This is a genomic window from Streptomyces sp. NPDC024555, from assembly GCF_055559335.1.
Genome location: NZ_JBVHKV010000008.1, coordinates 83541 through 106471, shown reverse-complemented (window position 1 = coordinate 106471; position 22931 = coordinate 83541). Strand labels below are relative to the sequence as shown.

Below are 22931 nucleotides of genomic sequence, written 5' to 3'. Positions count from 1 at the left end.
CATTGAAGGCTGAAGAGTCGCTGTGAGATCATGGGCGTTCCCGCCGGTTCTTCCGGAGGGAACGCCCTTTCGCATATACGCCAGCGAGGTTCTAGTGACGCTTTGGGATGTTGAGATAGAGCCCTATGAAGATGCCTTGCTGGAATGTTCCAGGGAATCTCTTGAATCGCTCGCGCTCAAAGTGATCAAGAACGTTCCGGAGCACTTCGGTTCCTCGCTGGAAGAGATTTTCGACCAGGACACCATCACGCTTTTCCGGAGTGCTCTGGAGGAATTCGAGACATTTTCCGGGGCGACGTCGGCCCTGGCGGACCGCTGGGACGCTCTGTTCGAGGACGTCTACGACTGGCAGGACGGCCGGTCACCCTTCACTGCAGCGTCGTTGATTCAGGGCGTCGGACAGCTCGCGGACGTGCTCCTGGGTCGCTCGGACGACGAGGAGGTACTCGAAGTCCTCTCCTCCTGCTACGAGTCGGTTCTCTCGTCCGCCCGGCTCGGGCGGGCGTTCTCCGTCGACGACGAGCGCGCCGATCCCAACTGCCGGGAGGCGGTCGCCTACCAGATCGCATTGATCCAGGAGATGTGCGGCACCTGACACGCGCCGCCCACGCGGGTCCCGGAACGTTCCGGGACCCGCGTCCGTGTGTCGGGGGTCAGGACGGCTGCACCAGCCCCGACTTCCCGTAGACCGTCGCCACCCGCGCGCCCGGCTCGCCCGACGCGAAGCCCATCCCGATGCGGAAGACCCCGGGCCGGGCCGGGTCCGGGACGTGGACGCCGAGGCCCTCGGGCTCGCGGTAGTCCAGGGAGTACGCGGCGGCGGTGTGGGCGGGGTTGACGGTCTCCTTGAACGGCGTGGGCGGCGCGGGGTCCAGGGCGCCCGTGGTGAGGTTCACCGAGGTGATGAACGTGTTGCCGACACCCGGCGGGGAGATCACGACGGTCTGGCCGTCGATCTTCTGCGTGGAGCCGTAGCTGTTGCCGTGCAGCAGATAGAGGTACCGGCCCACGACGGCGAATCCCTGGAGGAACGGGCTGCCGTAGGTGGTGAGCGGCCAGCCGGGGACCGCCGTCAGGGACGGTTCGCGGAGACTGGCGAGCGGCTGGGTCCAGACGCCGAGGCGGGCCAGGTCGAGATCGTGGACCTGGAAGACGAACGCCCCGTCCGTGTCGCGGAACCGGATCGCGAGCCGGCCGTAGACCGGGTCGACGGAGGCGGTGTACGTCGAGGTGCCGGGGACCGGCTGGTACGTCGCGAGGCCGGCCGAGCCGTAGTCGAGGACCTGCCCGTTGACGAACGGGAACCGGGCCAGCCGCCTGCCCCGGCTGGTGGTCTTCGTCGGGTCGTCCGGGTGTACCGGGTCCGGCACCTCCTGGCCGTCGGTCTCCGTCCACAGATGCGCGGTGCCGCCCGCGGGCTCGACCCCGATGCTCATGCCGTGCCCGAAACCGCGCAGATACATGTATCCAAGCGTGTTCCCGGACATGTCCCACTTGGTGATGGTCAGATCGCCGTGACGGTTGCGGTCGGTGGCGCTCACGGCCGCGGACTCGCCCGCGAGCTTGAGGCCGCCCTGCGTCACCTGGGCCAGATAGATGTGCCGGTTGGCGTTGTCGTAGCCGAAGGACTGGAGGATCGTCGCGTCGCGCAGCGGCTTCTCGCGTATCCAGTTCTCCGAGGCGCTGTTCAGATCGAGCCGGGGCGAGGGCACCAGCAGTGAGGAGGCCGGTGTGGCGTGGTCGGCGGCCGCGGCCGTACCGGCACTCATGGACACACCGGCCGCGGTGAGCGCACCGGCACCGCCCAGCGCGAGCAGGGAGCGGCGGCTGGGGTGGGAGATCCTGTCATCGGTCATGGTCCGACATTCAAGCGCCGTCGGCACGACCCGCTCAACCGCGCCCCCGTTCACCCAACCGTCGCCCCCGCGCCACGCGCACCATCCGCCCGCGACACATGGAGCGGCTGAGGTGTCCGGTGTGCTGATCTCTCTGGTGGTGCCCTGCTTCAACGAGGAAGAGATCCTCGAACGCTTCCACGCCCGTGTGACGGACGAGATGACCCGCCTGGGCCACGCCTTCCAGCTCGTGTACGTGGACGACGGCAGCGCGGACCGCACGCTGCCGATCCTGCGGGAGCTGGCGGCGGCCGACCCCCGGGCGCGGTACGTGTCCTTCAGCCGGAACTTCGGCAAGGAGGCGGCGATGCTGGCGGGGCTGCGGCACGCCGAGGGGGACGCGGTGGTGATCATGGACGCCGATCTCCAGCATCCGCCGGAGCTGATCGGGAAGATGGTCCAGGAGCACGCCCAGGGGTACGACCAGGTCATCGCCCGCCGCACCCGCACGGGCGACCGGGTGACGCGGACGCTCACCGCGCGGGCGTACTACTGGCTCATCAACCGCCTCGTGGACGTGGAACTGGTGGACGGCGTCGGTGACTTCCGGCTGCTGTCGCGCAGGGCGGCGGACGCGGTGCTGGAGCTGACCGAGTACAACCGCTTCTCGAAGGGGCTGTTCGCCTGGGTCGGCTTCCCGACGACGACGTTCAGCTACGAGAACGCCGTACGGGAGCAGGGCCGCTCGGCCTGGACCTTCGGCAAGCTGCTGAACTACGGGCTCGACGGGCTGCTCTCCTTCAACAACAAACCGCTGCGCGCCGCGCTCTACCTCGGCCTGCTGCTGGTGTCGCTGGCCTTCGCGTACGCCGCCTGGATCGTGGGCGTCGCCCTCGTGAAGGGCGTCGACACCCCGGGGTACGTCACCCTCCTCGTCGTCGTCACCGCCCTCGCCGGCGTCCAGATGGTGATGGTCGGCGTGGTCGGCGAGTACGTCGGGCGGATCTACTACGAGGTGAAGCGCCGCCCGCACTTCCTCGTGAAGGCCACCAACGCCCCCGAGCGCCGGCCCGACCGGGAGCCGGAACCCCGGGAGTTCGCCCGCCGATGAGCGTCACGGCACAGATCGCCCGGTTCGCCCTCGTGGGGGTCGTGAACACCGGCACGTACTACGGCTGCTACCTGCTCCTGCTGCGCGGGCTGCCGTACATCGCCGCACATGTGCTCGCCTTCGCGCTCAGCATGGTCGGATCGTTCTTCCTGAACTCGTACTTCACCTACCGCACCCGGCCCACCTGGCGGAAGTTCCTCCTCTTCCCCCTCACCAACGCCGCCAACTTCGTCATCACCACCGGCGGCGTCTACCTCCTGGTCGACCTGGCCGGATTCAGCGACCGCTACGCCCCGCTGGCGGCCGCCGCCGCGGCCATCCCCATCACGTTCGTCGTCTCGCGCACGATCATGCTGCGACCGGACGCCCCGCCCCGGAAACGGCCGGAACCGGTGGGCTGAGTCCGACGGCTCCCGGCCACATCCCCAACTCCTCCCGAATCGTTGGTCGAATCAGTGGCCCGGACCAGCTCCACTGCCTAACATCGATCACCGCAAGGCTTTGTGCACCGCCGCACAATCTCCTCGGGAGGCTCCTTTGCACCGCCGTCGTCGCACCGCGCTCTCCGTCTCCGCCGCCCTGCTCGCCGCAGCGCCGGTCCTCACCGCCTGCGGCAGCCAGGCCCACCCAGGTGCCGCGGCCGTCGTCGGCGGGGACCGCATCACGGTGGCCACCGTGCAGGGTCAGGTGGCCGACGTGCGCAAGGCGCAGGGGGAGTCGAAGCAGGCGGAGCAGATCACCGACCAGTCGGGGCAGCTCGCCCGCGCCAAGCTGCACGGGCTGATCCTGGACCGGATCCTGGACAAGGCCTCCGCCGACGCGGGGGTGACCGTGACGCGGGCCGAGGTCCAGCAGATGCGCGCCTCGGCCGCGGCCCAGTACCAGGGGGAGGACGGGCTGCAGGCCGCGGTGCTCCAGGAGCGCTGGATCGCGCCCGGCCAGATCGACGCCTTCCTGCGGGAGCAGATCCAGCTGACCAAGCTCGGCCAGTCGCTCGGCGCCGACCCGACGACGCCCGAGGGGACCAAGATCCTCGGCGAGGCGCTGAGCGAGGCGTCGAAGGCGCTGAAGGTCGACATCAACCCGCGCTTCGGCACCTGGAACAACCAGCAGATCCAGCTCGCCGACTACAAGGCCCCCTGGATCAAGCAGGTCACCGAGGCGGAGAAGCCGGCCGCACAGGCCGGGGCCTGAGGACCGCCCGGCGGCCGAGGTAGATTCCGCCCTGTGAACGCTGAAGACCCCGGCCGCATCGTCCTGCTCACCGCCAGCCACCGCGTGGCCCCCGGACTGCTGTCCTGGCCCGCCTGGCAGGCCCTGCACGCGGCCGGCCGGGTGCACTGCGCGGAGGACGCCCGCGAGCAGCTGCCGTATCTGCGCGAGGCCGGGGTCACCGTCACCCCCGGCGTTCCCGGCGCCCGGGAACTGGTGGACGCGTGCGCGGGCGGGCACACCGTCGTCGTCCTCACCGGCGGACAGGGCGACGGGCCGCTGACCGACGGACTGGCCCGGCTGGCCGGCTCGGGGCGGGTGCGGATGCCGGAGCTGGAGCTGCTGCCCGGTTCGTACGACCTGCCCGGCGCCCGGCTCCTCGACCTCGTCCGGGTCATGGACCGGATCCGCCGCGTCTGCCCCTGGACCTCGCAGAAGACCCACCTGGGCCTCGCCAAGTACGCCATCGAGGAGGCGTACGAACTCGTCGAGGCGATCGAGGACGGCACCCGCGAGGAACTGCGCGAGGAACTGGGCGACGTCCTCCTCCAGGTCGTCTTCCACGCCCGCATCGCGGAGGAGGACGCGCAGGAGCCGTTCTCCGTGGACGACGTCGCCGGCACGCTCATCGAGAAGCTGATCCACCGCCACCCGCACGTCTTCGGCGACGCCACCGCCGAGACCCCCGAGGACGTCCACGCCCACTGGCTGCGCACCAAGGCCGTCGAGAAGCAGCGCGCGTCCGTCACCGACGGGGTGCCGCTCGGCCAGCCCGGCCTGGCGCTCGCCGCCAAGCTCGCGAGCCGGGCCCGTACCGCCGGACTCGACGTCCCGCTGCCCGGCGAGCCCGAGGGGAGCGGCGCCGACGCCATCGGCTACCGGCTGCTCGCCCTCGCCGTCCGCGCCCAGGAGGAAGGCGTCGACCCGGAGGCCGCCCTGCGCGCCGCGGGCCGCGCCTACCGGGACGCGATCCGCGCCGCGGAGGGCGTGGAGTAGGGGACACGGCCGGGCCGCGGAGGGCCCGGAGCCCTCGTCCGGGGCGGCGGAGTCCGGGGCGGCGAGGTCCGGGGCAGCGGATAACGTCGGGGGGTGAACGACCACCCCGCCGACGCCCCGCCCGGATGCCCCGCCCACGGCGGGTCCGACGGCACCGTCCCGCCCGCGCCCGAACTCTTCACCTGGGAGTTCGCGACCGATCCGTACCCCGCCTACGCCTGGCTGCGTACGCACAGCCCCGTGCACCGCACCACGCTGCCCAGCGGCGTCGAGGCCTGGCTGGTGACGCGGTACGCGGACGCCCGGCAGGCGCTCGCCGACGCCCGGCTCTCCAAGAACCCGGCCCACCACGCCGGGTCCGCGCGGGCCAAGGGGAAGACGGGCATCCCGGGGGAGCGCAAGGCGGAGCTGATGACGCATCTGCTGAACATCGACCCGCCCGACCACACCCGGCTGCGCCGGCTCGTCTCCAAGGCGTTCACCCCGCGCCGGGTCGCCGCGTTCGCGCCCCGCGTCCAGGAGCTGACGGACCGGCTGATCGACGGCTTCGCCGCGAAGGGGGAGGCGGACCTGATCCACGAGTTCGCCTTCCCGCTCCCCATCTACGCGATCTGCGACCTGCTGGGCGTGCCGCCCGAGGACCAGGACGACTTCCGGGACTGGGCGGGCATGATGATCCGCCACGGCGGCGGCCCGCGCGGCGGGGTGGCGCGTTCCGTGAAGAAGATGCGCAACTACCTCCTGGAGCTGATCCACCGCAAGCGCGAGGACCCGGGCGACGACCTGATCTCGGGGCTCATCCGGGCGAGCGACCACGGCGAGCACCTGACGGAGAACGAGGCCGCCGCGATGGCCTTCATCCTGTTGTTCGCGGGGTTCGAGACGACCGTGAACCTGATCGGGAACGGGGTCCACACCCTGCTCGGCCATCCGGAGCAGCGCGCCCGGCTCCAGCGTTCGCTGGCCGCGGGGGAGACGGAGCTGCTGGCGACCGGGGTCGAGGAACTGCTGCGGTACGACGGGCCGGTGGAGCTGGCGACCTGGCGGTACGCCACCGAGGCGCTGACCATCGGCGGGCAGCGGGTGTCCGAGGGCGATCCGGTGCTCGTGGTGCTGGCCGCCGCCGACCGGGACCCGGCGCGCTTCGAGGGGCCGGACACACTGGACCTCGCGCGGCGTGACAACCCGCACCTGGGGTACGGGCACGGCATCCACTACTGCCTCGGGGCGCCGCTCGCCCGGCTGGAGGGCCAGACGGCCCTCGCCACGCTGCTGAAACGCCTTCCGGACCTCCGGCTTGCCGGGAAATCAGCCGATTTGCGCTGGCGCGGCGGGCTGATCATGCGCGGACTGCGCACGCTTCCGGTCGAGTTCGGTCCGGAAGCGGGCACAGGCGGAAGGTGACTTTCTGTCAACTCTGTGATGTCGGCGTGATCTGCGCTGCATCGACTTGTGACATCCGTTCGAGTCCCGCTAGGTTCACCGTTCGACCCACCCGTCACACGGAAGGCATCCCCATGGGCTCCGCGAACGGCAGGCACCGTCGTCCCCGACAGGCTCCCGCCATCGTCGTCGCCGCAGGCGTGACCGGCTCGGCCATCGCCATCCCGCTGCTCGGCGCCGCGGGCGCCCACGCGGCGGACGCCTCCACCTGGGACCGGGTGGCCGAGTGCGAGAGCGGCGGCATGTGGAGTGCCGACCTCGGCAACGGCTCCTACGGCGGCCTCCAGTTCTCCCCGGAGCTCTGGAAGGCGTACGGCGGCGAGTCCTACGCCGAGCGCGCCGACCTCGCCAGCCGCTCGCAGCAGATCGCCGTCGCCGAGAAGGTGCTGGCCGACCGGGGCCCGAAGGCGTGGCCCAGCTGTGCGGTCATCTCCGGGCTCGCCACGGACACCGGCCTGCCGGGGGTGGACCCGGGCGGCGTCCCGGCCGACCAGCCCTCCGCCGACCCGTCCGGCAGCGCGAGCACCGACCCCTCGGCGGAGACCGGGACCCAGGACGACGCCTCCGCGGACGACCGGGGCGGCACGGACGACCAGGGCGCGGACGCCTCGCGCGGCAAGCACGCCAAGCCGGACGCCTCGGCCTCCCCGTCTGCGTCGCCGTCGGCCGGTACGGGGGACGCGCGGGACGACGCGGGGGCGGACGCCTCCGGCGCGGCGCGGGGCGACGGGGAGCAGGCCGGGAGCAGCGGGCAGGGCGGCAGGCACCGCGGCGCGCCCGCGCCCGAGGAGACCCGGCAGACCGGCCGCGACGGGGACCGCGACGCGGGGCGGCACACCTCGCGCGGCACGGCGGGTGCCCGCGACGCCGGGGTCGCGGCGGCCGACGGCACGTACACCGTCCGGACCGGCGACAACCTCTGGGCGATCGCGCAGGAGCACGAGCTGCCCGGCGGCTGGACGGCGCTCTACGAGACCAACAAGGACGAGATCGGCTCCGACCCGGACCTGATCCTTCCTGGCCAGAGCCTCGACCTCGGTGCGCCGGCCGAGTGACTCCGGCCCGGTCCACCGGCTGAAAAAGCCCCGGATTCCGGGGTAGTTCAGAGGCCTATGTCCCACTTTCGACCAAGTGAGACATAGGTCTCTTTGCGTGAACTGGCGTGTTGTGTCCGGGAGGTCCCGTCGCATCCGTTCCGACCTGCGCAAATGTAGGTTTGTCAGATGCAAGTAAGGGATGTTTTTCCGGTATGTCCGTCTTTGAATGTCGGGGTTGGGTGTGTTTACGGTCTGAACCGCTCGCACCGCGGGCCCCGTCGACCGTCACGCCGAATCCTGCCGTCGGTCGGAGGGAACAGACGCGAAAGCGCCGTAGGCAGGAGCGGGGGACCCAGGTAGGCGCCGGAGCCGGACGTCGCAGGACGCCGGGACCGGCTTGGGGTGAAGTCGCACGCTAGGACGTGCGACCGGGCAACTCACTAGGCCCGAACCCGACAGCTCACCTCGCAGGCGTCGGTGAGGAGAACTCTCGATGCTGCTCAACCGCAAGGCCAACAAGCACCGCCGCCCCTCCAAGGCCGTCCGGATCGCCACGCTCGCCGGTGTCGCCGGTGCCGCCGTCGCCGTCCCGCTGATGGGCGCGACCGGTGCCTCCGCCGCCTCGGTGGCCACCTGGGACGCCGTCGCCCAGTGCGAGTCCGGTGGCAACTGGTCCATCAACACCGGCAACGGCTACTACGGCGGCCTGCAGTTCTCCCAGTCCAGCTGGGCCGCCGCCGGCGGTACCCAGTACGCGCCCCGTGCCGACCTGGCCACCAAGGCCCAGCAGATCGCCACCGCCGAGAAGCTCCTCGCCCTCCAGGGTCCGGGCGCCTGGGCCTGCGCCGGCGCCGGCAACCTGACCAACGACGGTGTCGACCCGGGCGTCGACACCGGCTCCTCCGCCGCCAAGACCGAGCAGGCCCCCAAGCAGGAGGCCGCGCCCCAGAAGCAGGCCGAGCGCACCGAGGCCCCGGCCACCAACCGCTCGGACCGCTCCTCCGCCCCGGCGAAGAGCGAGCCGAAGAAGGCCGCCAAGACCGTCACCACCCCGACCGGCCAGAAGGTCGCCAAGGGCGACGGCGAGTACAAGGTCGTCACCGGCGACTCGCTGAGCGCCATCGCCGCCGAGCACGGTGTCGAGGGCGGCTGGCAGGCCCTGTTCGAGCTGAACAAGGACATCGTCAAGGACGCCGACCTGATCTACCCGGGCCAGCAGCTCCACCTGACCAAGTAGTCGCGATCCCTCCTCGTCGCTGACTCCGGACGCCCCGGCCCGGCGCGCACCCTCCCCCCGTGCGTGCCGGGCCGGGGTCCGCTCGTTCGGGCCGGGGAGCGTTCAACTGTTGTCGTTACCAGTCAGTAAATTTCTTCCGTTTCCTCCCGCGATGCATGCCCTTGGGTCCTTTTTCGTCCCAGGGGTCGGGCGGTCGGCCGATGCAGGCCGCCGGGCCGGTTAGGCTCTTGTCGCAAGGCCCACGTGGCCCCGCACCCCAAGCGTCATATCCCAGAAGGAGATGCCTCGTGCCGTCCATCGACGTCGTCGTAGCCCGGGAAATCCTCGACTCCCGCGGAAACCCCACGGTCGAGGTCGAGGTCGGCCTCGACGACGGCAGCACCGGCCGTGCTGCCGTTCCGTCCGGCGCCTCCACCGGTGCCTTCGAGGCCATCGAGCTTCGCGACGGAGACCCCAACCGCTACCAGGGCAAGGGCGTCGAGAAGGCCGTCCTCGCCGTCATCGAGCAGATCGGCCCGGAGCTGGTCGGCTACGACGCCACCGAGCAGCGCCTGATCGACCAGGCGATGTTCGACCTGGACGCCACCGAGAACAAGGGCTCGCTGGGCGCCAACGCCATCCTCGGCGTCTCGCTCGCCGTGGCCCACGCCGCCTCCGAGGCCTCGGACCTGCCGCTCTTCCGCTACCTCGGCGGCCCGAACGCGCACCTGCTGCCCGTTCCGATGATGAACATCCTCAACGGCGGTTCGCACGCGGACTCCAACGTGGACATCCAGGAGTTCATGATCGCCCCGATCGGCGCGGAGTCCTTCTCCGAGGCCCTGCGCTGGGGTGCCGAGGTCTACCACACCCTGAAGAAGGTCCTGAAGACCAAGGGCCTGTCCACCGGTCTCGGCGACGAGGGCGGCTTCGCGCCGAACCTGGAGTCGAACCGCGCCGCCCTGGACCTCATCGTCGAGGCCATCAAGGAGGCCGGCTACGCCCCGGGCAAGGACATCGCGCTCGCGCTCGACGTCGCCGCCTCGGAGTTCTACAAGGACGGCACGTACGAGTTCGAGGGCAAGTCCCGCTCGGCCGCCGAGATGACCGAGTACTACGAGGAGCTGGTCTCCGCGTACCCGCTGGTCTCCATCGAGGACCCGCTGTACGAGGACGACTGGGCCGGCTGGAAGGTCATCACCGACAAGCTCGGCGCCAAGGTGCAGATCGTCGGCGACGACCTCTTCGTCACCAACCCGGAGCGCCTGGCCCGCGGCATCGAGGAGGGCTCCGCCAACGCCCTGCTCGTCAAGGTCAACCAGATCGGTTCGCTGACCGAGACCCTGGACGCCGTCGAGCTGGCCCAGCGCAACGGCTTCAAGTGCATGATGTCGCACCGCTCCGGCGAGACCGAGGACGTCACCATCGCCGACCTCGCGGTCGCCGTGAACTGCGGCCAGATCAAGACCGGCGCCCCGGCCCGCTCGGACCGCGTCGCCAAGTACAACCAGCTGCTGCGCATCGAGGAGATCCTCGACGACGCCGCGGTGTACGCCGGCCGCTCGGCGTTCCCGCGCTTCAAGGGCTGATCCGGCCCGGGGCAACCGACCCGGCCTCCGTCCGTCCCCGCACTCGGTCCCGTACCGTGTGCGGGGACGGACGTGCGTAATGGGGAGGCGGAGACATGGCCGCGAAGGACCGGGACCGGTTCTCCACCGCGACCCGGCTGCGGTTGCTCGGCGAGCAGACCGCGGCCCGCGTCTACCGCTCCCAGAACCGCCGTCAGGCCCGCCGCTCCCGGCTCACCGGCCGGGCCGCCTTCCTGGCCCTGGTGGTCTGCTCGCTGATCGTCGCCCTCGCCTATCCGATGCGGAGTTACGTGTCGCAGCGCGACGAGATCGCCGAACAGGAGCGGCTGGCGCAGGAGGCCGAGAAGCGCACCGAGCAGCTGCGCGACGAGAAGGCCCGGCTCCAGGACGACGCCTACATCAGGCGGCTGGCCCGCGAGCACCTGCACTACCTTCTTCCCGGGGAGACCGGCTACACCGTGGTCGACCCGGACGCGGCCAGGGAGCGCGACGGCGCGCCGGAGGACTCCGGCCGGCCGTGGCACTCCAACCTGTGGGACGGCGTGGACAGCGCCGACCGCGGTTGAGCCGCCCCCCTTGTACCGCTGCAGAACCCGCAGTTCGAGCAGTCCGATCAGAACCCCTAGGCAGGCATGGAAACGCCCCCTCCGCAGACCGAGTCCACCCCGCCCACCGAGGCGGACATCGCCGCCTTCCAGCAGCAGCTGGGGCGCCCGCCGCGCGGGCTGCGCGCCATCGCGCACCGGTGCCCGTGCGGCAACCCGGACGTGGTGGAGACCCAGCCCCGGCTGGAGGACGGCACGCCGTTCCCGACGACGTACTACCTCACCTGCCCGCGCGCGGCCTCCGCGATCGGCACGCTGGAGGCGAACGGGGTCATGAAGGAGATGACCGAGCGTCTCGCCACCGACCCCGAGCTGGCCGCCGCCTACCGCGCCGCGCACGAGGACTACCTCGCCCGCCGCGACGCCATCGAGGTCCTGGAGGGCTTCCCGAGCGCCGGCGGCATGCCGGACCGCGTGAAGTGCCTGCACGTGCTCGTGGGGCACTCGCTCGCGGCCGGGCCCGGGGTGAACCCGCTCGGCGACGAGGCGATCGCCATGCTGCCGGAGTGGTGGCGCAAGGGGCCGTGCGTGACGCCCTGCGGGACGCCGGACGAGGCGTCGGACGAGGCCTGAGAACACCACACGATGCGCCGGAGAGGCTTGAGGACATGACGCGTGTAGCCGCCATCGACTGCGGGACCAACTCGATCCGTCTGCTGGTCGCCGACGCCGACCCCGCCACCGGCGGGCTCGTCGAGCTGGACCGCCGGATGGAGATCGTCCGGCTCGGCCAGGGCGTCGACCGGACCGGCCGGCTGGCGCCGGAGGCCTTGGAGCGCACCTTCGCGGCCTGCCGCCGGTACGCGGACGTGATCAAGGAGCACGGTGCCGAGCGGATCCGCTTCGTCGCCACCTCCGCCTCCCGGGACGCGGAGAACCGGGACGAGTTCGTCCGCGGCATCCACGCGATCCTCGGCGTCGAGCCCGAGGTGATCAGCGGCGACCAGGAGGCCGCGTTCTCCTTCGACGGGGCCACCCGGGAGCTGGCCGGGCGCGACGACCTGGCGCGGCCGTATCTGGTCGTGGACATCGGCGGCGGCTCCACCGAGTTCGTCGTCGGCGACGACCGGGTGCGCGCGGCCCGGTCCGTGGACATCGGCTGCGTCCGGATGACCGAGCGCCATCTGGTCCGCGACGGCGTGGTCACCGACCCGCCGACGGCCGCGCAGGCCGACGCGATCCGGGCGGATGTCGCGGCGGCGCTGGACCTGGCGGCCGGGACGGTGCCGATCGCCTCGGCCGGCACGCTCGTCGGCCTGGCCGGCACGGTCACCACCGTCGCGGCGATCGCGCTGGGCCTGGAGGAGTACGACTCCGAGGCCATCCACCACTCCCGCATCCCCGTGGAGCGGGTCCGCGAGATCGCCGCGCGGCTCCTCGCCTCCACCCACGCCGAACGGGCGGCGATCGGCGCCATGCACCCGGGCCGGGTCGACGTGATCATCTCCGGCGCGCTGATCCTGCTCGCCGTCATGGAGCGGACCGGCGCCCACGAGGTCGTCGTCAGCGAGCACGACATCCTGGACGGCATCGCCTTCTACGCGGCCCGCTGAGCCCCGAGGGACACCTTCCCGGGCCCCTCGGGCAACACCCCTCGGAACGGCCCGCGCAGCGGTCTTCCGAGGGGCCGGGGCTCCCTGCTCATACGCACTTTGGCCTGCACCTTTGAGACTTCCGGAGCATGCGCGGGGGCTCTTTGGAGGCAGCGCGCGACGAACTTCGTGAAGTTCTTCACAAGGAATCGGGGTGCTCGGGGCGCACTTCGGCTCCGAACGGGGTCCGAGGGGAGTGGGCCGGGTCACTCCGGCCGTGCGCGGCGGGATTCCGGGGGGTCCGGGGGCGGGCCGCCGGGGGGCGTGGTCCAGCCGGGGCGGCGAATCAAGGGCCAGCTCACAGGCGGTGAACAACGTTCACCGGGATGCGGTGGTTCCCCCGTACGGTCATGACCTGGGTCACGTGGGCCGCGGAGTGTAGCAGATAGGGGCCACATCCTTGTGAAGGGGCTCACGAGCATGCCCCCCGAGGGGGGTGGATACTCGATGGCATGAGCACCACGGAGCGTCCCAGGATCCTCGTAGTAGGCGGTGGGTACGTAGGCCTGTACGCAGCTCGGCGCATCCTCAAGAAGATGCGCTACGGAGAGGCGACCGTCACGGTCGTCGACCCCCGGTCGTACATGACCTACCAGCCCTTCCTCCCCGAAGCTGCCGCCGGCAGCATCTCGCCCCGGCATGTCGTCGTCCCGCTGCGACGCGTCCTGCCCAAGGCCGAGGTACTCACCGGCCGCGTCACGACCATTGACCAGGACCGCAAGGTCGCCACGGTCGCGCCGCTCGTCGGCGAGTCCTACGAGCTGCCCTTCGACTACCTGGTCATCGCGCTCGGCGCCGTCTCCCGCACCTTCCCGATCCCCGGCCTCGCCGAGCAGGGCATCGGCATGAAGGGCATCGAGGAGGCCATCGGCCTGCGCAACCACGTCCTCGAACAGCTGGACAAGGCCGACTCGACGACGGACGAGGACGTCCGCCGCAGGGCGCTGACCTTCGTCTTCGTCGGTGGCGGCTTCGCGGGCGCGGAGACCATCGGCGAGGTCGAGGACATGGCCCGCGACGCGGCGAAGTACTACACGAACGTGAAGCGCGAGGACATGCGCTTCATCCTCGTCGACGCCGCCGACAAGATCCTTCCCGAGGTCGGCCCGAAGCTGGGCACCTGGGGCCGGGAGCACCTGGAGTCCCGTGGCGTCGAGGTCTTCCTCTCGACCTCCATGGACTCCTGCGTCGACGGTCACGTGGTGCTGAAGAACGGCCTGGAGGTCGACTCCAACACCATCGTGTGGACCGCCGGTGTGAAGCCGAACCCGGCGCTCGCCCGCTTCGGTCTGCCGCTCGGCCCCCGCGGCCACGTGGACACCAGCGAGAAGCTCCAGGTGCAGGGCACCGACTACATCTGGGCCGCGGGCGACAACGCCCAGGTTCCGGACATGATCGGCCGCAAGGCCGGCAACCCCAACGCCTGGTGCCCGCCCAACGCCCAGCACGCGCTGCGCCAGGCCAAGGTCCTCGGCGACAACGTGATCTCCGGGATGCGCGGCTTCCCGCAGGCCGACTACAGCCACGCCAACAAGGGCGCGGTGGCCGGTCTGGGCCTGCACAAGGGCGTCGCGATGATCGTCATGGGCAAGATGAAGATCAAGCTCAAGGGCCGTCTCGCCTGGTACATGCACCGTGGCTACCACGGTCTGGCCATGCCGACCTGGAACCGCAAGATCCGGATCTTCGCCGACTGGACGCTGGCGATGTTCCTCAAGCGCGAGGTCGTCTCGCTCGGCGCCATGGAGACTCCCCGCGAGGAGTTCTACGAGGCCGCCAAGCCCGCCCCGGCCCCCGCTGCCGCCGCCCAGCCGGCCGGCGAGAAGGCCAAGGCCTCCTGACGCCCTGACCGGCGGATCCCCGGATCCCCGGCCGTACATCGCACGACGCCCGAAGGGGCCGTCCGCCATCCGTGGTGCGGACGGCCCCTTCGGCGTATCCGGACCCGGGGCACCGCGAGGCCGCGGAGCCCCGCCGCCCCGGGATGTGTGCCCCGTACAAGGATTTTGCCGTTCCCTTGCGCGGTAGCGGGATGGCCCGGCCGCCGGAGACTGTTGAGGGGGGTGTACCTCGTCGTGGCGCAGCGGGTGCCGGGGCGGGGTGCGGGCATGCGCGGGCGTGCCCGCACGTAGGGAAACACCATCACGGAGGTGTGCGCCATGGCCGACGCCGCGTTGCGGCTGACCTCTCTCGCCCAGGAACTGCTGGGCGCCCCCCTGCCGGTCCGCATCCGGGCCTGGGACGGCAGCGAATCGGGACCGCCCGGAGCCCCCGTCCTCGTCGTCAAGCACCGCCGCGCGCTGCGCCGGCTGCTCTGGAAGCCGGGGGAGCTGGGCCTGGCCCGCGCCTGGGTGGCCGGCGAACTCGACATCGAGGGCGATCTGTACGAGGCCCTGGACCTGATGGCGGGTCTGATCTGGGAACGCGGCGACGGCACGGGGGAGCGCGTCCACCCCGTACGCGATCCGAAGCTGCGCGCCGCCGCCCAGGGGCTGCTGCGGCTGGCCGGGCCCTGGCCGCCGCCCCCGCCGCCGCCCGAGGAGGTCCGCGGACGCGCCGGCACCCGGCACAGCAAGCGCCGCGACAAGGCCGCCATCAGCCACCACTACGACGTGGGCAACGACTTCTACGCCCTGGTCCTCGGCCCGTCCATGGTCTACTCCTGCGCCTACTGGGAGGACGGCGGAACGCTGGAGGACGCCCAGCGCGACAAGCTGGACCTGGTCTGCCGCAAGCTCGCCCTCAAGGAGGGCGACCGGCTCCTGGACGTCGGCTGCGGCTGGGGCTCCATGGCGATCCACGCCGCCCGGGAGTACGGCGCCCGGGTCACCGGGGTCACCCTCTCCGTCGAGCAGGCCGCCTTCGCCCGCAAGCGCATCGCGGAGGAGGGCCTGACCGACCGCGTCGAGATCCGCGTCCAGGACTACCGGGACGTGCGCGACGGCCCGTACGACGCGATCTCCTCGATCGGCATGGCCGAACACGTCGGCGCGGTCCGCTACCGCGAGTACGCCGACGATCTCTACGCCCTCCTCAGGCCCGGCGGACGGCTGCTCAACCACCAGATCGCCCGTCGCCCGGAGAAGGACGAATCCGCCTACCACGTGGACGAGTTCATCGACGCCTATGTCTTCCCCGACGGGGAGCTCGCCCCGCTCGGCCGGACCCTCGCCACCCTGGAGGAGGCCGGTTTCGAGGCGCGGGACGTCGAAGCGCTGCGCGAGCACTACGCCCTGACGCTCCGCCGGTGGGTGGCGAACCTGGAGGCGGACTGGCCGCGCGCGGTGCGGATGACCTCGCCCGGCCGGGCCCGGGTCTGGCGGCTCTACATGGCCGCCTCCGCGCTCTCCTTCGAGCACAACAAGATCGGGGTGAACCAGATCCTGGCGGTCCGCCCCGAGGAGGACGGCGCCTCCCGGACGCCGCTGCGCGCCCGGGAGTGGACGGCCGACGCGAGCACCTGAGCGCGCCCGCACGGCGAAGGGGCCGGTGTCCGCGATCGCGGACACCGGCCCCTTGCGCGCGGGCGCGGCTACTCGGTCTTGATGGCCGTCAGCATGTTCAGCTTCGCGGCGCTGCGGGCCGGCCAGAGCGCGGCCAGCACCCCGACCAGTCCGGCCAGGAGCAGGAAGACCGCGATCCGGCCCCACGGCACGACCAGGACGTACTCGGGGATCTCCTTGGCGACGGTCTGCCCGATCGCCCAGCCGAGGAAGAGCCCCAGCCCGATGCCGACCACCGCGCCGAACAGCGAGATGACCACCGCCTCCAGCCGGATCATCCGCTTCACCCGGCGCCGGTCCAGGCCGATCGCCCGCAGCATGCCGATCTCCTGCTGCCGTTCGAACACCGACATGGCCAGCGTGTTGACGACCCCGAGCACCGCGATGAGCAGGGCCATCGCCAGCAGGCCGTACATGATGTTCATCGCGAGGTTGACGGAGCCGCCGAACATGTCCCGGATGTCCTGACGGTCCATGACGCTCATGCCGGGGTTGTCGCCCAGCGCGTCCACCAGGGCCTGCTCGCGGGCGTCGCTCGCCCCGCCGTCCGTCTTCACCCAGATCTCGCGGATGTCCGGCCGGCCCTCGTGCGGGGCCACCACGTCGCGGGGGACCAGGACCGGCGACAGGAACTCGTTGTCCGTGAAGAGCGCGCCGACCTTCAGACGGCCCTTCTTGTCGTCCTGGTAGGTGACCGTGACGGTGTCCCCGGTCTTCCAGCCGTGCGAGGCCGCGGTCTTGTCGGAGACGGCGATCTCGCCCCGGCCGAGGGCGTCCAGCGAGCCCGCCACGGCGTCCACGGAGAGGACCTTCTCCACCGCGCCCGGGGTGACGCCCGAGGCGGAGACGCCCTGGCCGTCCACCGTCAGCCACAGGGCCTGCTGCGGGGAGACCGCGGTGACGCCGTCGGCCTTCTCCAGGGCGGTGAGCGCCGACTCGTCGAGCGCGTCGCCGCTCGCCATCGAGATCATGTAGTCGGCGCGGATGTTGTCCGTGGTCACCTTGTCGACCGCCCGGCCGAGGGTGACGCCGAGCACCGAGATGCCGGTGACGAGGGTGAGGCCGATCGCCAGGGCGGACGCGGTGGCGCCGGTGCGCCGGGGGTTGCGGACCGCGTTCTGCGCGGCCAGCTTCCCGGAGACGCCGAACAGCCGGCGCAGCGCGGGCCGCACCAGGGCGATCACCGGGCGGGAGAGCAGCGGGATCAGGACGATGACGCCGATCAGGGCGAGGAAGGCGCCGCCCGCGATGAGGAGCTGCCCGTTCGACCCGGACTGCGCCGCGCCGCCGACGACCGCCGCGCCGCCGGCCAGGGTGAGGAAGGCGCCGATGGAGTTCCGCAGGACGAGGGACTTGACCGTGGCCACCGCGTGCAGGCTGTTCATCGCCGCGACCGGGGGGATCTTCGCGGCCCGGCGGGCGGGCAGCCAGGCGGCGAGCACGGTGATCACGACGCCGACGGCGAAGGCGGCGAGGACGGTGACCGGGGCGACCACGAGCGGTCCGGCCGGGATCTTCCCGCCGATCAGGCTCATCGCCGAGCGCAGCGCGGTGGCGAGGCCCAGGCCCAGGGCGAAGCCGACGACGGAGGCGATCAGGCCGACCACGGCGGCCTCCAGGAGCACCGAGCGCTTGACCTGGCGGCGCGAGGCGCCGACGGCGCGCATCAGGGCCAGTTCCTTGGTGCGCTGGGCGACCAGCATGGTGAAGGTGTTGGCGATCAGGAAGACGCCGACGAAGAGCGCGATACCGGCGAAGGCCAGCAACAGCTTGTTGAGGTTGCTCAGCCCGGACTCGATCTGCTCGGCCTGCTCGTCGGCGAGCGCCGTGCCGGTCTTCGCCTCGGCGTCCTTGGGCAGCAGCGGCTTCACGGCGGCCAGGAGACGCTGGTCGGAGGTGCCGGGGGTGGCGGAGACGGCGACGTCCTGGAACTCGCCGGGGCGCAGGAACAGCTTCTGGGCGGTCGCGGTGTCGAAGAGGACCAGGCTGCCGCCGGCGTTGACGGCGCCGTCCTCGGTGGTGAAGACCCCGGACAGGGTGTACTCCTTCACCGGCCCGTTGGTGGCGACCCGGACGGTGTCCCCGACCTCGTACTCGCCCTTCTTCGCGGTGTCCGCGTCGAGCGCGATCCGGCCGGCGGCGGTGGGGCCGGTGCCGTCGGTGAAGGTGTACTGGGTGTCCTTGCCGTCCGTGCCGGGGGCGAAGTTGGCCCCGGTGTTGGACCAGCCGTTGCCGATCAGCTTGCCCTTGGGGTCGGCGACCCCGGCGAAGCCGTCGACCCGGCCGGCGGCGTTCCGCACGCCGTCCAGTTCCTGGATCCGCTTCAGGGTGGCGGCGTTGATGCCGGTGGACTTGGGGTCGCGCCGGTCGGCGTGCGTGGTGACGGCCACCGCGACGTCGTCGTAGCTCTTGGCCGACTGGTTGCGGAAGGCGTGGCCGAGGGTGTCGGTGAAGACCAGGGTGCCGGAGACGAAGGCGACGCCGAGCATCACGGCGAGGATCGTCATCAGCAGCCTGGCCTTGTGCGCGAGCACATTGCGCAGGGCGGTACGGAGCATTTCTGTCAGTCCCGGGAGGAGTGGGCCGGCGGGGGTGGGCGGTCGGCGGGGGCCGGGGTCCTGTCGTGGCGACCGGACCCGGTGGGCCCCGGGCTCAGCTGGTGCGGCCCTTGGTGTCGAACGCCTTCATCCGGTCCAGCACCTTGTCGGCGGTGGGGTGCAGCATCTGGTCGACGATCGCCCCGTCGGCCAGGAAGACGACCCGGTCCGCGTAGGAGGCGGCGGCCGGGTCGTGGGTCACCATCACCACGGTCTGGCCCAGTTCGCGCACCGAGTTGCGCAGGAAGCCGAGGACCTCGGCGCCGGAGCGGGAGTCCAGGTTCCCGGTCGGCTCGTCGCCGAAGATGATCTCGGGCCGGGAGGCCAGGGCGCGGGCGACCGCGACGCGCTGCTGCTGTCCGCCGGACAGTTCGGTCGGCCGGTGCTTCAGCCGGTCGGCGAGGCCCACCATGTCGATGACCCCGCGCAGCCACTCCTGGTCGGGCTTGCGGCCCGCGATGTCCATCGGCAGCGTGATGTTCTCCAGCGCCGAGAGCGTCGGCAGCAGGTTGAACGCCTGGAAGATGAAGCCGATCTTGTCCCGGCGCAACTGCGTGAGCTGCTTGTCCTTGAGGGAGCCCAGCTCCGTCTCGCCGATGCGCACCGAACCGCTGCTGAAGGTGTCGAGACCCGCCACGCAGTGCATCAGCGTGGACTTGCCGGAGCCGGAGGGGCCCATGATGGCGGTGAACTCGCCCTGGGGGAAGTCGACGGTGACCCGGTCCAGGGCGGTGACCTTGGTCTCGCCCTCTCCGTAGACCTTCGACAGTTCCGTGGCGCGGGCGGCCACCGCGGTGGCGCGGTGAGCGGTGGACAGGGTGGTCACGGGAGACTCCAGGGTCGGGTGGGGTGTACGGGGCGGGGCCCGCCCGCCGGACCCGCCGGGCGGCGGGGGCCCGGGGCAGGGGCACCTCACCATCGTCTCCGCCGTACGGCCGCCGGTCGTCACTCCCGATGCCCGTTCCCGGGACAGCCCTGAGTCGCACCGCCGGGGCCCGGCGTACGTCTGCGGTATGACACCGGCCGTCCCCGTACGGGCGGACGGCTCCGCGCTCCGGGGGCCCTGCTACCGGGGCGGGGCCGTCGACCCGCGCGGTACCAGCCGGGCCGCCGCGTCCTCGTAGCCCGCCGCCGCACCCTCGTCGATCAGGGTCAGCAGGGTGCGCGCGGCATGGCCGCCGTACGCCGGGATGTCGCGGCCGAGCGCGGTGAGCGGCGGCCGGACCACCCGGGAGAGCTGGGAGTCGTCCCAGGCGATCAGGGAGAGGTCGCGGGGGACGTCGAGGCCCATCTCCTGGGCGACGGACAGCCCGGCCACGGCCATGATGTCGTTGTCGTAGACGACGGCGGTCGGCCGCCGCGCCGAGGTGATCAGCCGCCGGGTGGCGTGCGCGCCCTCCTCGCCGGAGTAGTCCGTGTGGACGATGACCGGTTCGCCGAGGCCGAGTTCGGCGCAGATCTCGCGCTGGGCCCGGTCGCGCAGCTCCGTGTGGTTGAGCCCCGGAAGACCCGCGACCCGGGCGACCGAGCGGTGGCCCATCGCGGCCAGATACGTGACGGTGTCCCGGACCGCCGTGTGGTCGTCGGACCAGACGGCGGGCAGCGGGCCGGCCGCCGAGGGGTGCCCGATCACCACGGCCGGCAGGCCCAGCCCGGCCACGCCCGCGACGCGGGGGTCGTCCGCGCGCAGATCGGCGAGGAACACCCCGTCCACCCGGCCCTCGCCCCACCAGCGGCGGCAGACCTCCAGCTCCTGCTCCGGACCGTCGACGACCTGGAGGAGCAGGGCGCGGCCGCGCGGGGCCAGTTCGCTCTCGATCCCGCTGATCAGCTCCATGAAGAACGGCTCCACGCCGAGCAGCCGGGCGGGCCGGCAGAGCGCGAGGCCGACCGCGCCGGCGCGTGCGCCGGTCAGGGCGCGGGCCGCGCTGTTGGGCTGCCAGCCGATCTCCTGGGCGATGGCCTTGATGGCGGCGCGGGTCGCGGGGGAGACCCCCGGCCGGTCGTTGAGGGCGTAGGACACCGCGACCTTGGAGACCCCGGCGCGGCGCGCTATGTCGGCGATCGTGGGGCGGTGTCTGGGCATGCGACCTCGCTTAACCGGTTCGTTATCCATGCGCATCCTAGCCAGCAGTCTTCCGGGCCAGGAGAGGGAGTCCATGAAGAGTGATCGTCCAACTTCCCTTGGAACCAAAGAAATGGGAGCGCTCCCGCCATCTTGACAGCCCTTCCTCACGGCCTTAGCTTCACGGCACTTACCCGGTTCAGCAGCTCCGCTCGGCAGGGACGGCGGGGAGAAGGAGGGACCATGGGCACGGGCTTCCGCGGACGGATCGCCGTCGCGTTCGCCGTGATCGGACTCGCCGCCACCGCGTGCACGGGAGGCGGCTCCTCGGGGGGCGGCTCCGGCGGCACGGGGGGCGGCGGGGGCGGTGCGCTCCCGCGCAACGAGACGCTCTACACCACCGGTACGCAGTGGGGGCCGCCGGCCAACTACAACCCGCTGCACAACTGGGACCACGCCACCGGCACCAAGGGCCTGGTCTACGAGACGCTGTTCCACTTCGACCCCAACGCGGGCAAGCTCACGCCCTGGCTCGCCGAGTCGGGCTCCTGGACCGGGGACACGACGTACGAGGTGAAGCTGCGCTCCGGCATCACCTGGTCCGACGGCAAGCCGCTGACCGCCCAGGACGTGGCGTACTCCTACGGCATCGGCAAGATCGAGGCCTCCTCCTTCCACACCCTGTGGAGCTGGCTCTCGGACGCCAAGGCGGTGGACGCCACGACCGTCCGCTTCACCTTCAAGGAGGCCCGCTACCAGGAGTGGGACTTCACCCTCTACGGGCAGCCGATCGTCCCCGAGCACATCTGGGGCAAGCGCACGGAGAAGGAGGTCCTCGACGGCGTCAACGACAAGCCCGTCGGCACCGGCGCGTACACCCTCAAGAGCCACACCCAGGACCGGGTCGTCTGGCAGCGGCGCGACGACTGGTGGGGCGTCAAGGCGCTCTCCATGAAGCCCGCGCCCCGCTACATCGTCGACGTCTCCAACCCGAGCAACGAGGTCGTCATCGGCCAGCTCGGCCAGAACCAGCTCGACCTCAGCAACAACTTCCTGCCCGGCGCCTCCTCGCTGATCAAGAGCAAGAAGGTCGTCTCGTACTACGACAAGCCGCCCTACATGCTCTCCGCCAACACCGCCTGGCTGGTGCCCAACACCACGAAGAAGCCGATGGACGACGCGGTCTTCCGCAAGGCGCTCGCCGCGTCCGTCGACACCGGCAAGATCGTCAAGGGCGTCTACGGGGAACTGGTCAAGGCCGCGAACCCGACCGGTCTGCTCCCGCAGTGGGACGCGTTCGTCGACCAGGACCTGGTGGCCCGCGAGGGCTTCTCCTTCGACACCGACGAGGCCAAGCGGATCCTCTTCGACGGCGGCTACAAGGACACCGACGGCGACGGCTTCGTGGAGAACACGGACGGCTCGAAGATCAGCCTGAAGCTCGCCGTGCCCACCGGCTGGACCGACTGGATGGAGGCCGCCAAGGTCATCGCCTCCTCCGCCAAGGCCGCCGGAATCAAGATCACCACGGAGTTCCCGGACGCCAACGCCCTCAACGAACAGCGCGGCAAGGGCAACTTCGACCTGGTCGTGAACAACGAACGCCAGCTCTCCAGCACCCCGTGGACGTACTACGAGTACATGTTCCAGCTGCCCGTGCAGAAGCAGCAGAACACGGTCAACTTCGGCCGCTACGAGAACCCCGAGGCCTGGAAGCTCGTCCAGGAACTCGGCGGGGTGAAGACCGACGACACCGAGGGCATGAAGAAGGTCATCTCGCGGATCCAGGCCATCCAGCTGAAGGAGATGCCGGTCATCCCCCTCTGGTACAACGGCCTCTGGGCCCAGTCCACCACCGGGACCTGGACGAACTGGCCCTCGGACGCCCCGGGCGCGCCCAAGTACGCACCGGCCCTGTGGCGCAACTGGCTGGAGATGGGCGGCTTTGAAGCGCTGACCCAGCTCAAGCCCGCCAAGTGATCCGGCTGTTCTGAGACCCGGGCGGCGCACGGGCCACCGCGCGCCGCCCGGAACCGGACCGCGACGCGTACGCGAGTGCCGTACGCCGCCCGGTCCGGGAGCGGCCGGTCCGTGCCGCCCGCTCCGCGTCCACGCCCGCCCCGCCGGGCG

The 22931-nt window shown here is 71.4% G+C and carries 19 protein-coding genes and 1 riboswitch; of the genes, 15 read left to right on the top strand and 4 right to left on the bottom strand.

What is annotated here, in order from left to right:
• The first annotated feature begins 22 nt into the window (after positions 1-22).
• Positions 23-595: a hypothetical protein gene (locus ACZ4FH_RS15555; protein ID WP_467305047.1), complete on the top strand. Its 573-nt coding sequence runs from the start codon at positions 23-25 to the stop codon at positions 593-595.
• A gap of 58 nt (positions 596-653) precedes the next feature.
• Here ACZ4FH_RS15555 and ACZ4FH_RS15550 read toward each other — a convergent pair whose 3' ends face one another.
• On the bottom strand, positions 654-1856 hold the full coding sequence (locus ACZ4FH_RS15550) for a phage baseplate protein (RefSeq protein ID WP_467305045.1): 1203 nt from the start codon (positions 1854-1856) through the stop codon (positions 654-656).
• Positions 1857-1977: 121 nt separating this feature from the next.
• Between ACZ4FH_RS15550 and ACZ4FH_RS15545 the strand changes: the two genes are divergently transcribed.
• The 13 genes from ACZ4FH_RS15545 to ACZ4FH_RS15485 all read left to right on the top strand — a co-directional run bounded on the left by ACZ4FH_RS15545 (position 1978) and on the right by ACZ4FH_RS15485 (position 16100).
• Positions 1978-2946, top strand: a complete 969-nt coding sequence (locus tag ACZ4FH_RS15545) for a glycosyltransferase family 2 protein (RefSeq protein WP_467305044.1) — start codon at positions 1978-1980, stop codon at positions 2944-2946.
• A complete protein-coding gene (locus tag ACZ4FH_RS15540; protein ID WP_467305043.1) occupies positions 2943-3347 on the top strand; it encodes a GtrA family protein in 405 nt (134 codons plus the stop codon). Before ACZ4FH_RS15545 ends, ACZ4FH_RS15540 begins: the two co-directional genes overlap by 4 nt.
• Before the next feature lie 136 nt (positions 3348-3483).
• Positions 3484-4140 carry a SurA N-terminal domain-containing protein gene (locus ACZ4FH_RS15535; protein ID WP_467305041.1) on the top strand — a complete coding sequence of 219 codons (657 nt, stop codon included), beginning with the start codon at positions 3484-3486 and terminating at the stop codon, positions 4138-4140.
• Between the two features lie 33 nt (positions 4141-4173).
• Positions 4174-5154 (top strand): nucleoside triphosphate pyrophosphohydrolase, encoded by a 981-nt coding sequence (locus ACZ4FH_RS15530; protein WP_467305039.1) that lies wholly within the window; start codon positions 4174-4176, stop codon positions 5152-5154.
• Positions 5155-5247: 93 nt separating this feature from the next.
• Complete coding sequence (locus ACZ4FH_RS15525) at positions 5248-6558, top strand: cytochrome P450 family protein (protein WP_467305037.1); 1311 nt, start codon at positions 5248-5250, stop codon at positions 6556-6558.
• Positions 6559-6671: 113 nt separating this feature from the next.
• On the top strand, positions 6672-7652 hold the full coding sequence (locus ACZ4FH_RS15520; RefSeq protein ID WP_467305035.1) for a transglycosylase family protein: 981 nt from the start codon (positions 6672-6674) through the stop codon (positions 7650-7652).
• Between the two features lie 301 nt (positions 7653-7953).
• Positions 7954-8123: riboswitch (cyclic di-AMP (ydaO/yuaA leader) on the top strand.
• Positions 8124-8127: 4 nt separating this feature from the next.
• A complete protein-coding gene (locus tag ACZ4FH_RS15515) occupies positions 8128-8871 on the top strand; it encodes a transglycosylase family protein (protein WP_467305033.1) in 744 nt (247 codons plus the stop codon).
• A gap of 287 nt (positions 8872-9158) precedes the next feature.
• Complete coding sequence (eno, locus tag ACZ4FH_RS15510) at positions 9159-10439, top strand: phosphopyruvate hydratase (RefSeq protein ID WP_467305031.1); 1281 nt, start codon at positions 9159-9161, stop codon at positions 10437-10439.
• A 95-nt stretch (positions 10440-10534) separates the two neighbouring features.
• On the top strand, positions 10535-11005 hold the full coding sequence (locus ACZ4FH_RS15505; protein ID WP_467305029.1) for an FtsB family cell division protein: 471 nt from the start codon (positions 10535-10537) through the stop codon (positions 11003-11005).
• Positions 11006-11071: 66 nt separating this feature from the next.
• The gene (locus ACZ4FH_RS15500) at positions 11072-11617 is read left to right on the top strand and encodes a DUF501 domain-containing protein (RefSeq protein ID WP_383649038.1); all 546 of its coding nucleotides are present in this window, start codon (positions 11072-11074) and stop codon (positions 11615-11617) included.
• Positions 11618-11652: 35 nt separating this feature from the next.
• Entirely contained in the window at positions 11653-12597 is a 945-nt protein-coding gene (locus ACZ4FH_RS15495; RefSeq protein ID WP_467305026.1) for a Ppx/GppA phosphatase family protein, read from the top strand.
• A 491-nt stretch (positions 12598-13088) separates the two neighbouring features.
• On the top strand, positions 13089-14477 hold the full coding sequence (locus tag ACZ4FH_RS15490; RefSeq protein WP_467305024.1) for an NAD(P)/FAD-dependent oxidoreductase: 1389 nt from the start codon (positions 13089-13091) through the stop codon (positions 14475-14477).
• 318 nt (positions 14478-14795) lie between these two features.
• On the top strand, positions 14796-16100 hold the full coding sequence (locus ACZ4FH_RS15485; RefSeq protein WP_467305022.1) for a class I SAM-dependent methyltransferase: 1305 nt from the start codon (positions 14796-14798) through the stop codon (positions 16098-16100).
• Between the two features lie 68 nt (positions 16101-16168).
• Here the strand turns inward: ACZ4FH_RS15485 and ACZ4FH_RS15480 are convergent, their stop codons facing one another.
• From ACZ4FH_RS15480 to ACZ4FH_RS15470, 3 genes are all read right to left on the bottom strand, one after another.
• Positions 16169-18697, bottom strand: coding sequence for an ABC transporter permease (locus tag ACZ4FH_RS15480; protein WP_467305020.1), 2529 nt, complete (start codon positions 18695-18697; stop codon positions 16169-16171).
• A 94-nt stretch (positions 18698-18791) separates the two neighbouring features.
• Positions 18792-19562, bottom strand: coding sequence for an ABC transporter ATP-binding protein (locus tag ACZ4FH_RS15475; RefSeq protein ID WP_467305019.1), 771 nt, complete (start codon positions 19560-19562; stop codon positions 18792-18794).
• 240 nt (positions 19563-19802) lie between these two features.
• Complete coding sequence (locus ACZ4FH_RS15470) at positions 19803-20822, bottom strand: LacI family DNA-binding transcriptional regulator (RefSeq protein WP_467305017.1); 1020 nt, start codon at positions 20820-20822, stop codon at positions 19803-19805.
• Positions 20823-21044: 222 nt separating this feature from the next.
• Here ACZ4FH_RS15470 and ACZ4FH_RS15465 point away from each other — a divergent pair, with 222 nt between their 5' ends.
• Positions 21045-22781, top strand: coding sequence for an ABC transporter substrate-binding protein (locus ACZ4FH_RS15465; protein WP_467305015.1), 1737 nt, complete (start codon positions 21045-21047; stop codon positions 22779-22781).
• Positions 22782-22931 lie beyond the last annotated feature (150 nt).

Excerpts from the sequence above, each read along its gene's own strand:
- ACZ4FH_RS15485 (WP_467305022.1), top strand. The coding sequence starts at position 14,796 with ATGGCCGACGCCGCGTTGCGGCTGACCTCTCTCGCCCAGGAACTGCTG.
- ACZ4FH_RS15500 (WP_383649038.1), top strand. The coding sequence starts at position 11,072 with ATGGAAACGCCCCCTCCGCAGACCGAGTCCACCCCGCCCACCGAGGCG.
- ACZ4FH_RS15540 (WP_467305043.1), top strand. The coding sequence starts at position 2,943 with ATGAGCGTCACGGCACAGATCGCCCGGTTCGCCCTCGTGGGGGTCGTG.
- ACZ4FH_RS15515 (WP_467305033.1), top strand. The coding sequence starts at position 8,128 with ATGCTGCTCAACCGCAAGGCCAACAAGCACCGCCGCCCCTCCAAGGCC.
- ACZ4FH_RS15480 (WP_467305020.1), bottom strand. The coding sequence starts at position 18,697 with ATGCTCCGTACCGCCCTGCGCAATGTGCTCGCGCACAAGGCCAGGCTG.
- ACZ4FH_RS15465 (WP_467305015.1), top strand. The coding sequence starts at position 21,045 with ATGGGCACGGGCTTCCGCGGACGGATCGCCGTCGCGTTCGCCGTGATC.
- ACZ4FH_RS15490 (WP_467305024.1), top strand. The coding sequence starts at position 13,089 with ATGAGCACCACGGAGCGTCCCAGGATCCTCGTAGTAGGCGGTGGGTAC.
- ACZ4FH_RS15505 (WP_467305029.1), top strand. The coding sequence starts at position 10,535 with ATGGCCGCGAAGGACCGGGACCGGTTCTCCACCGCGACCCGGCTGCGG.
- ACZ4FH_RS15470 (WP_467305017.1), bottom strand. The coding sequence starts at position 20,822 with ATGCCCAGACACCGCCCCACGATCGCCGACATAGCGCGCCGCGCCGGG.
- ACZ4FH_RS15495 (WP_467305026.1), top strand. The coding sequence starts at position 11,653 with ATGACGCGTGTAGCCGCCATCGACTGCGGGACCAACTCGATCCGTCTG.
- ACZ4FH_RS15550 (WP_467305045.1), bottom strand. The coding sequence starts at position 1,856 with ATGACCGATGACAGGATCTCCCACCCCAGCCGCCGCTCCCTGCTCGCG.
- ACZ4FH_RS15520 (WP_467305035.1), top strand. The coding sequence starts at position 6,672 with ATGGGCTCCGCGAACGGCAGGCACCGTCGTCCCCGACAGGCTCCCGCC.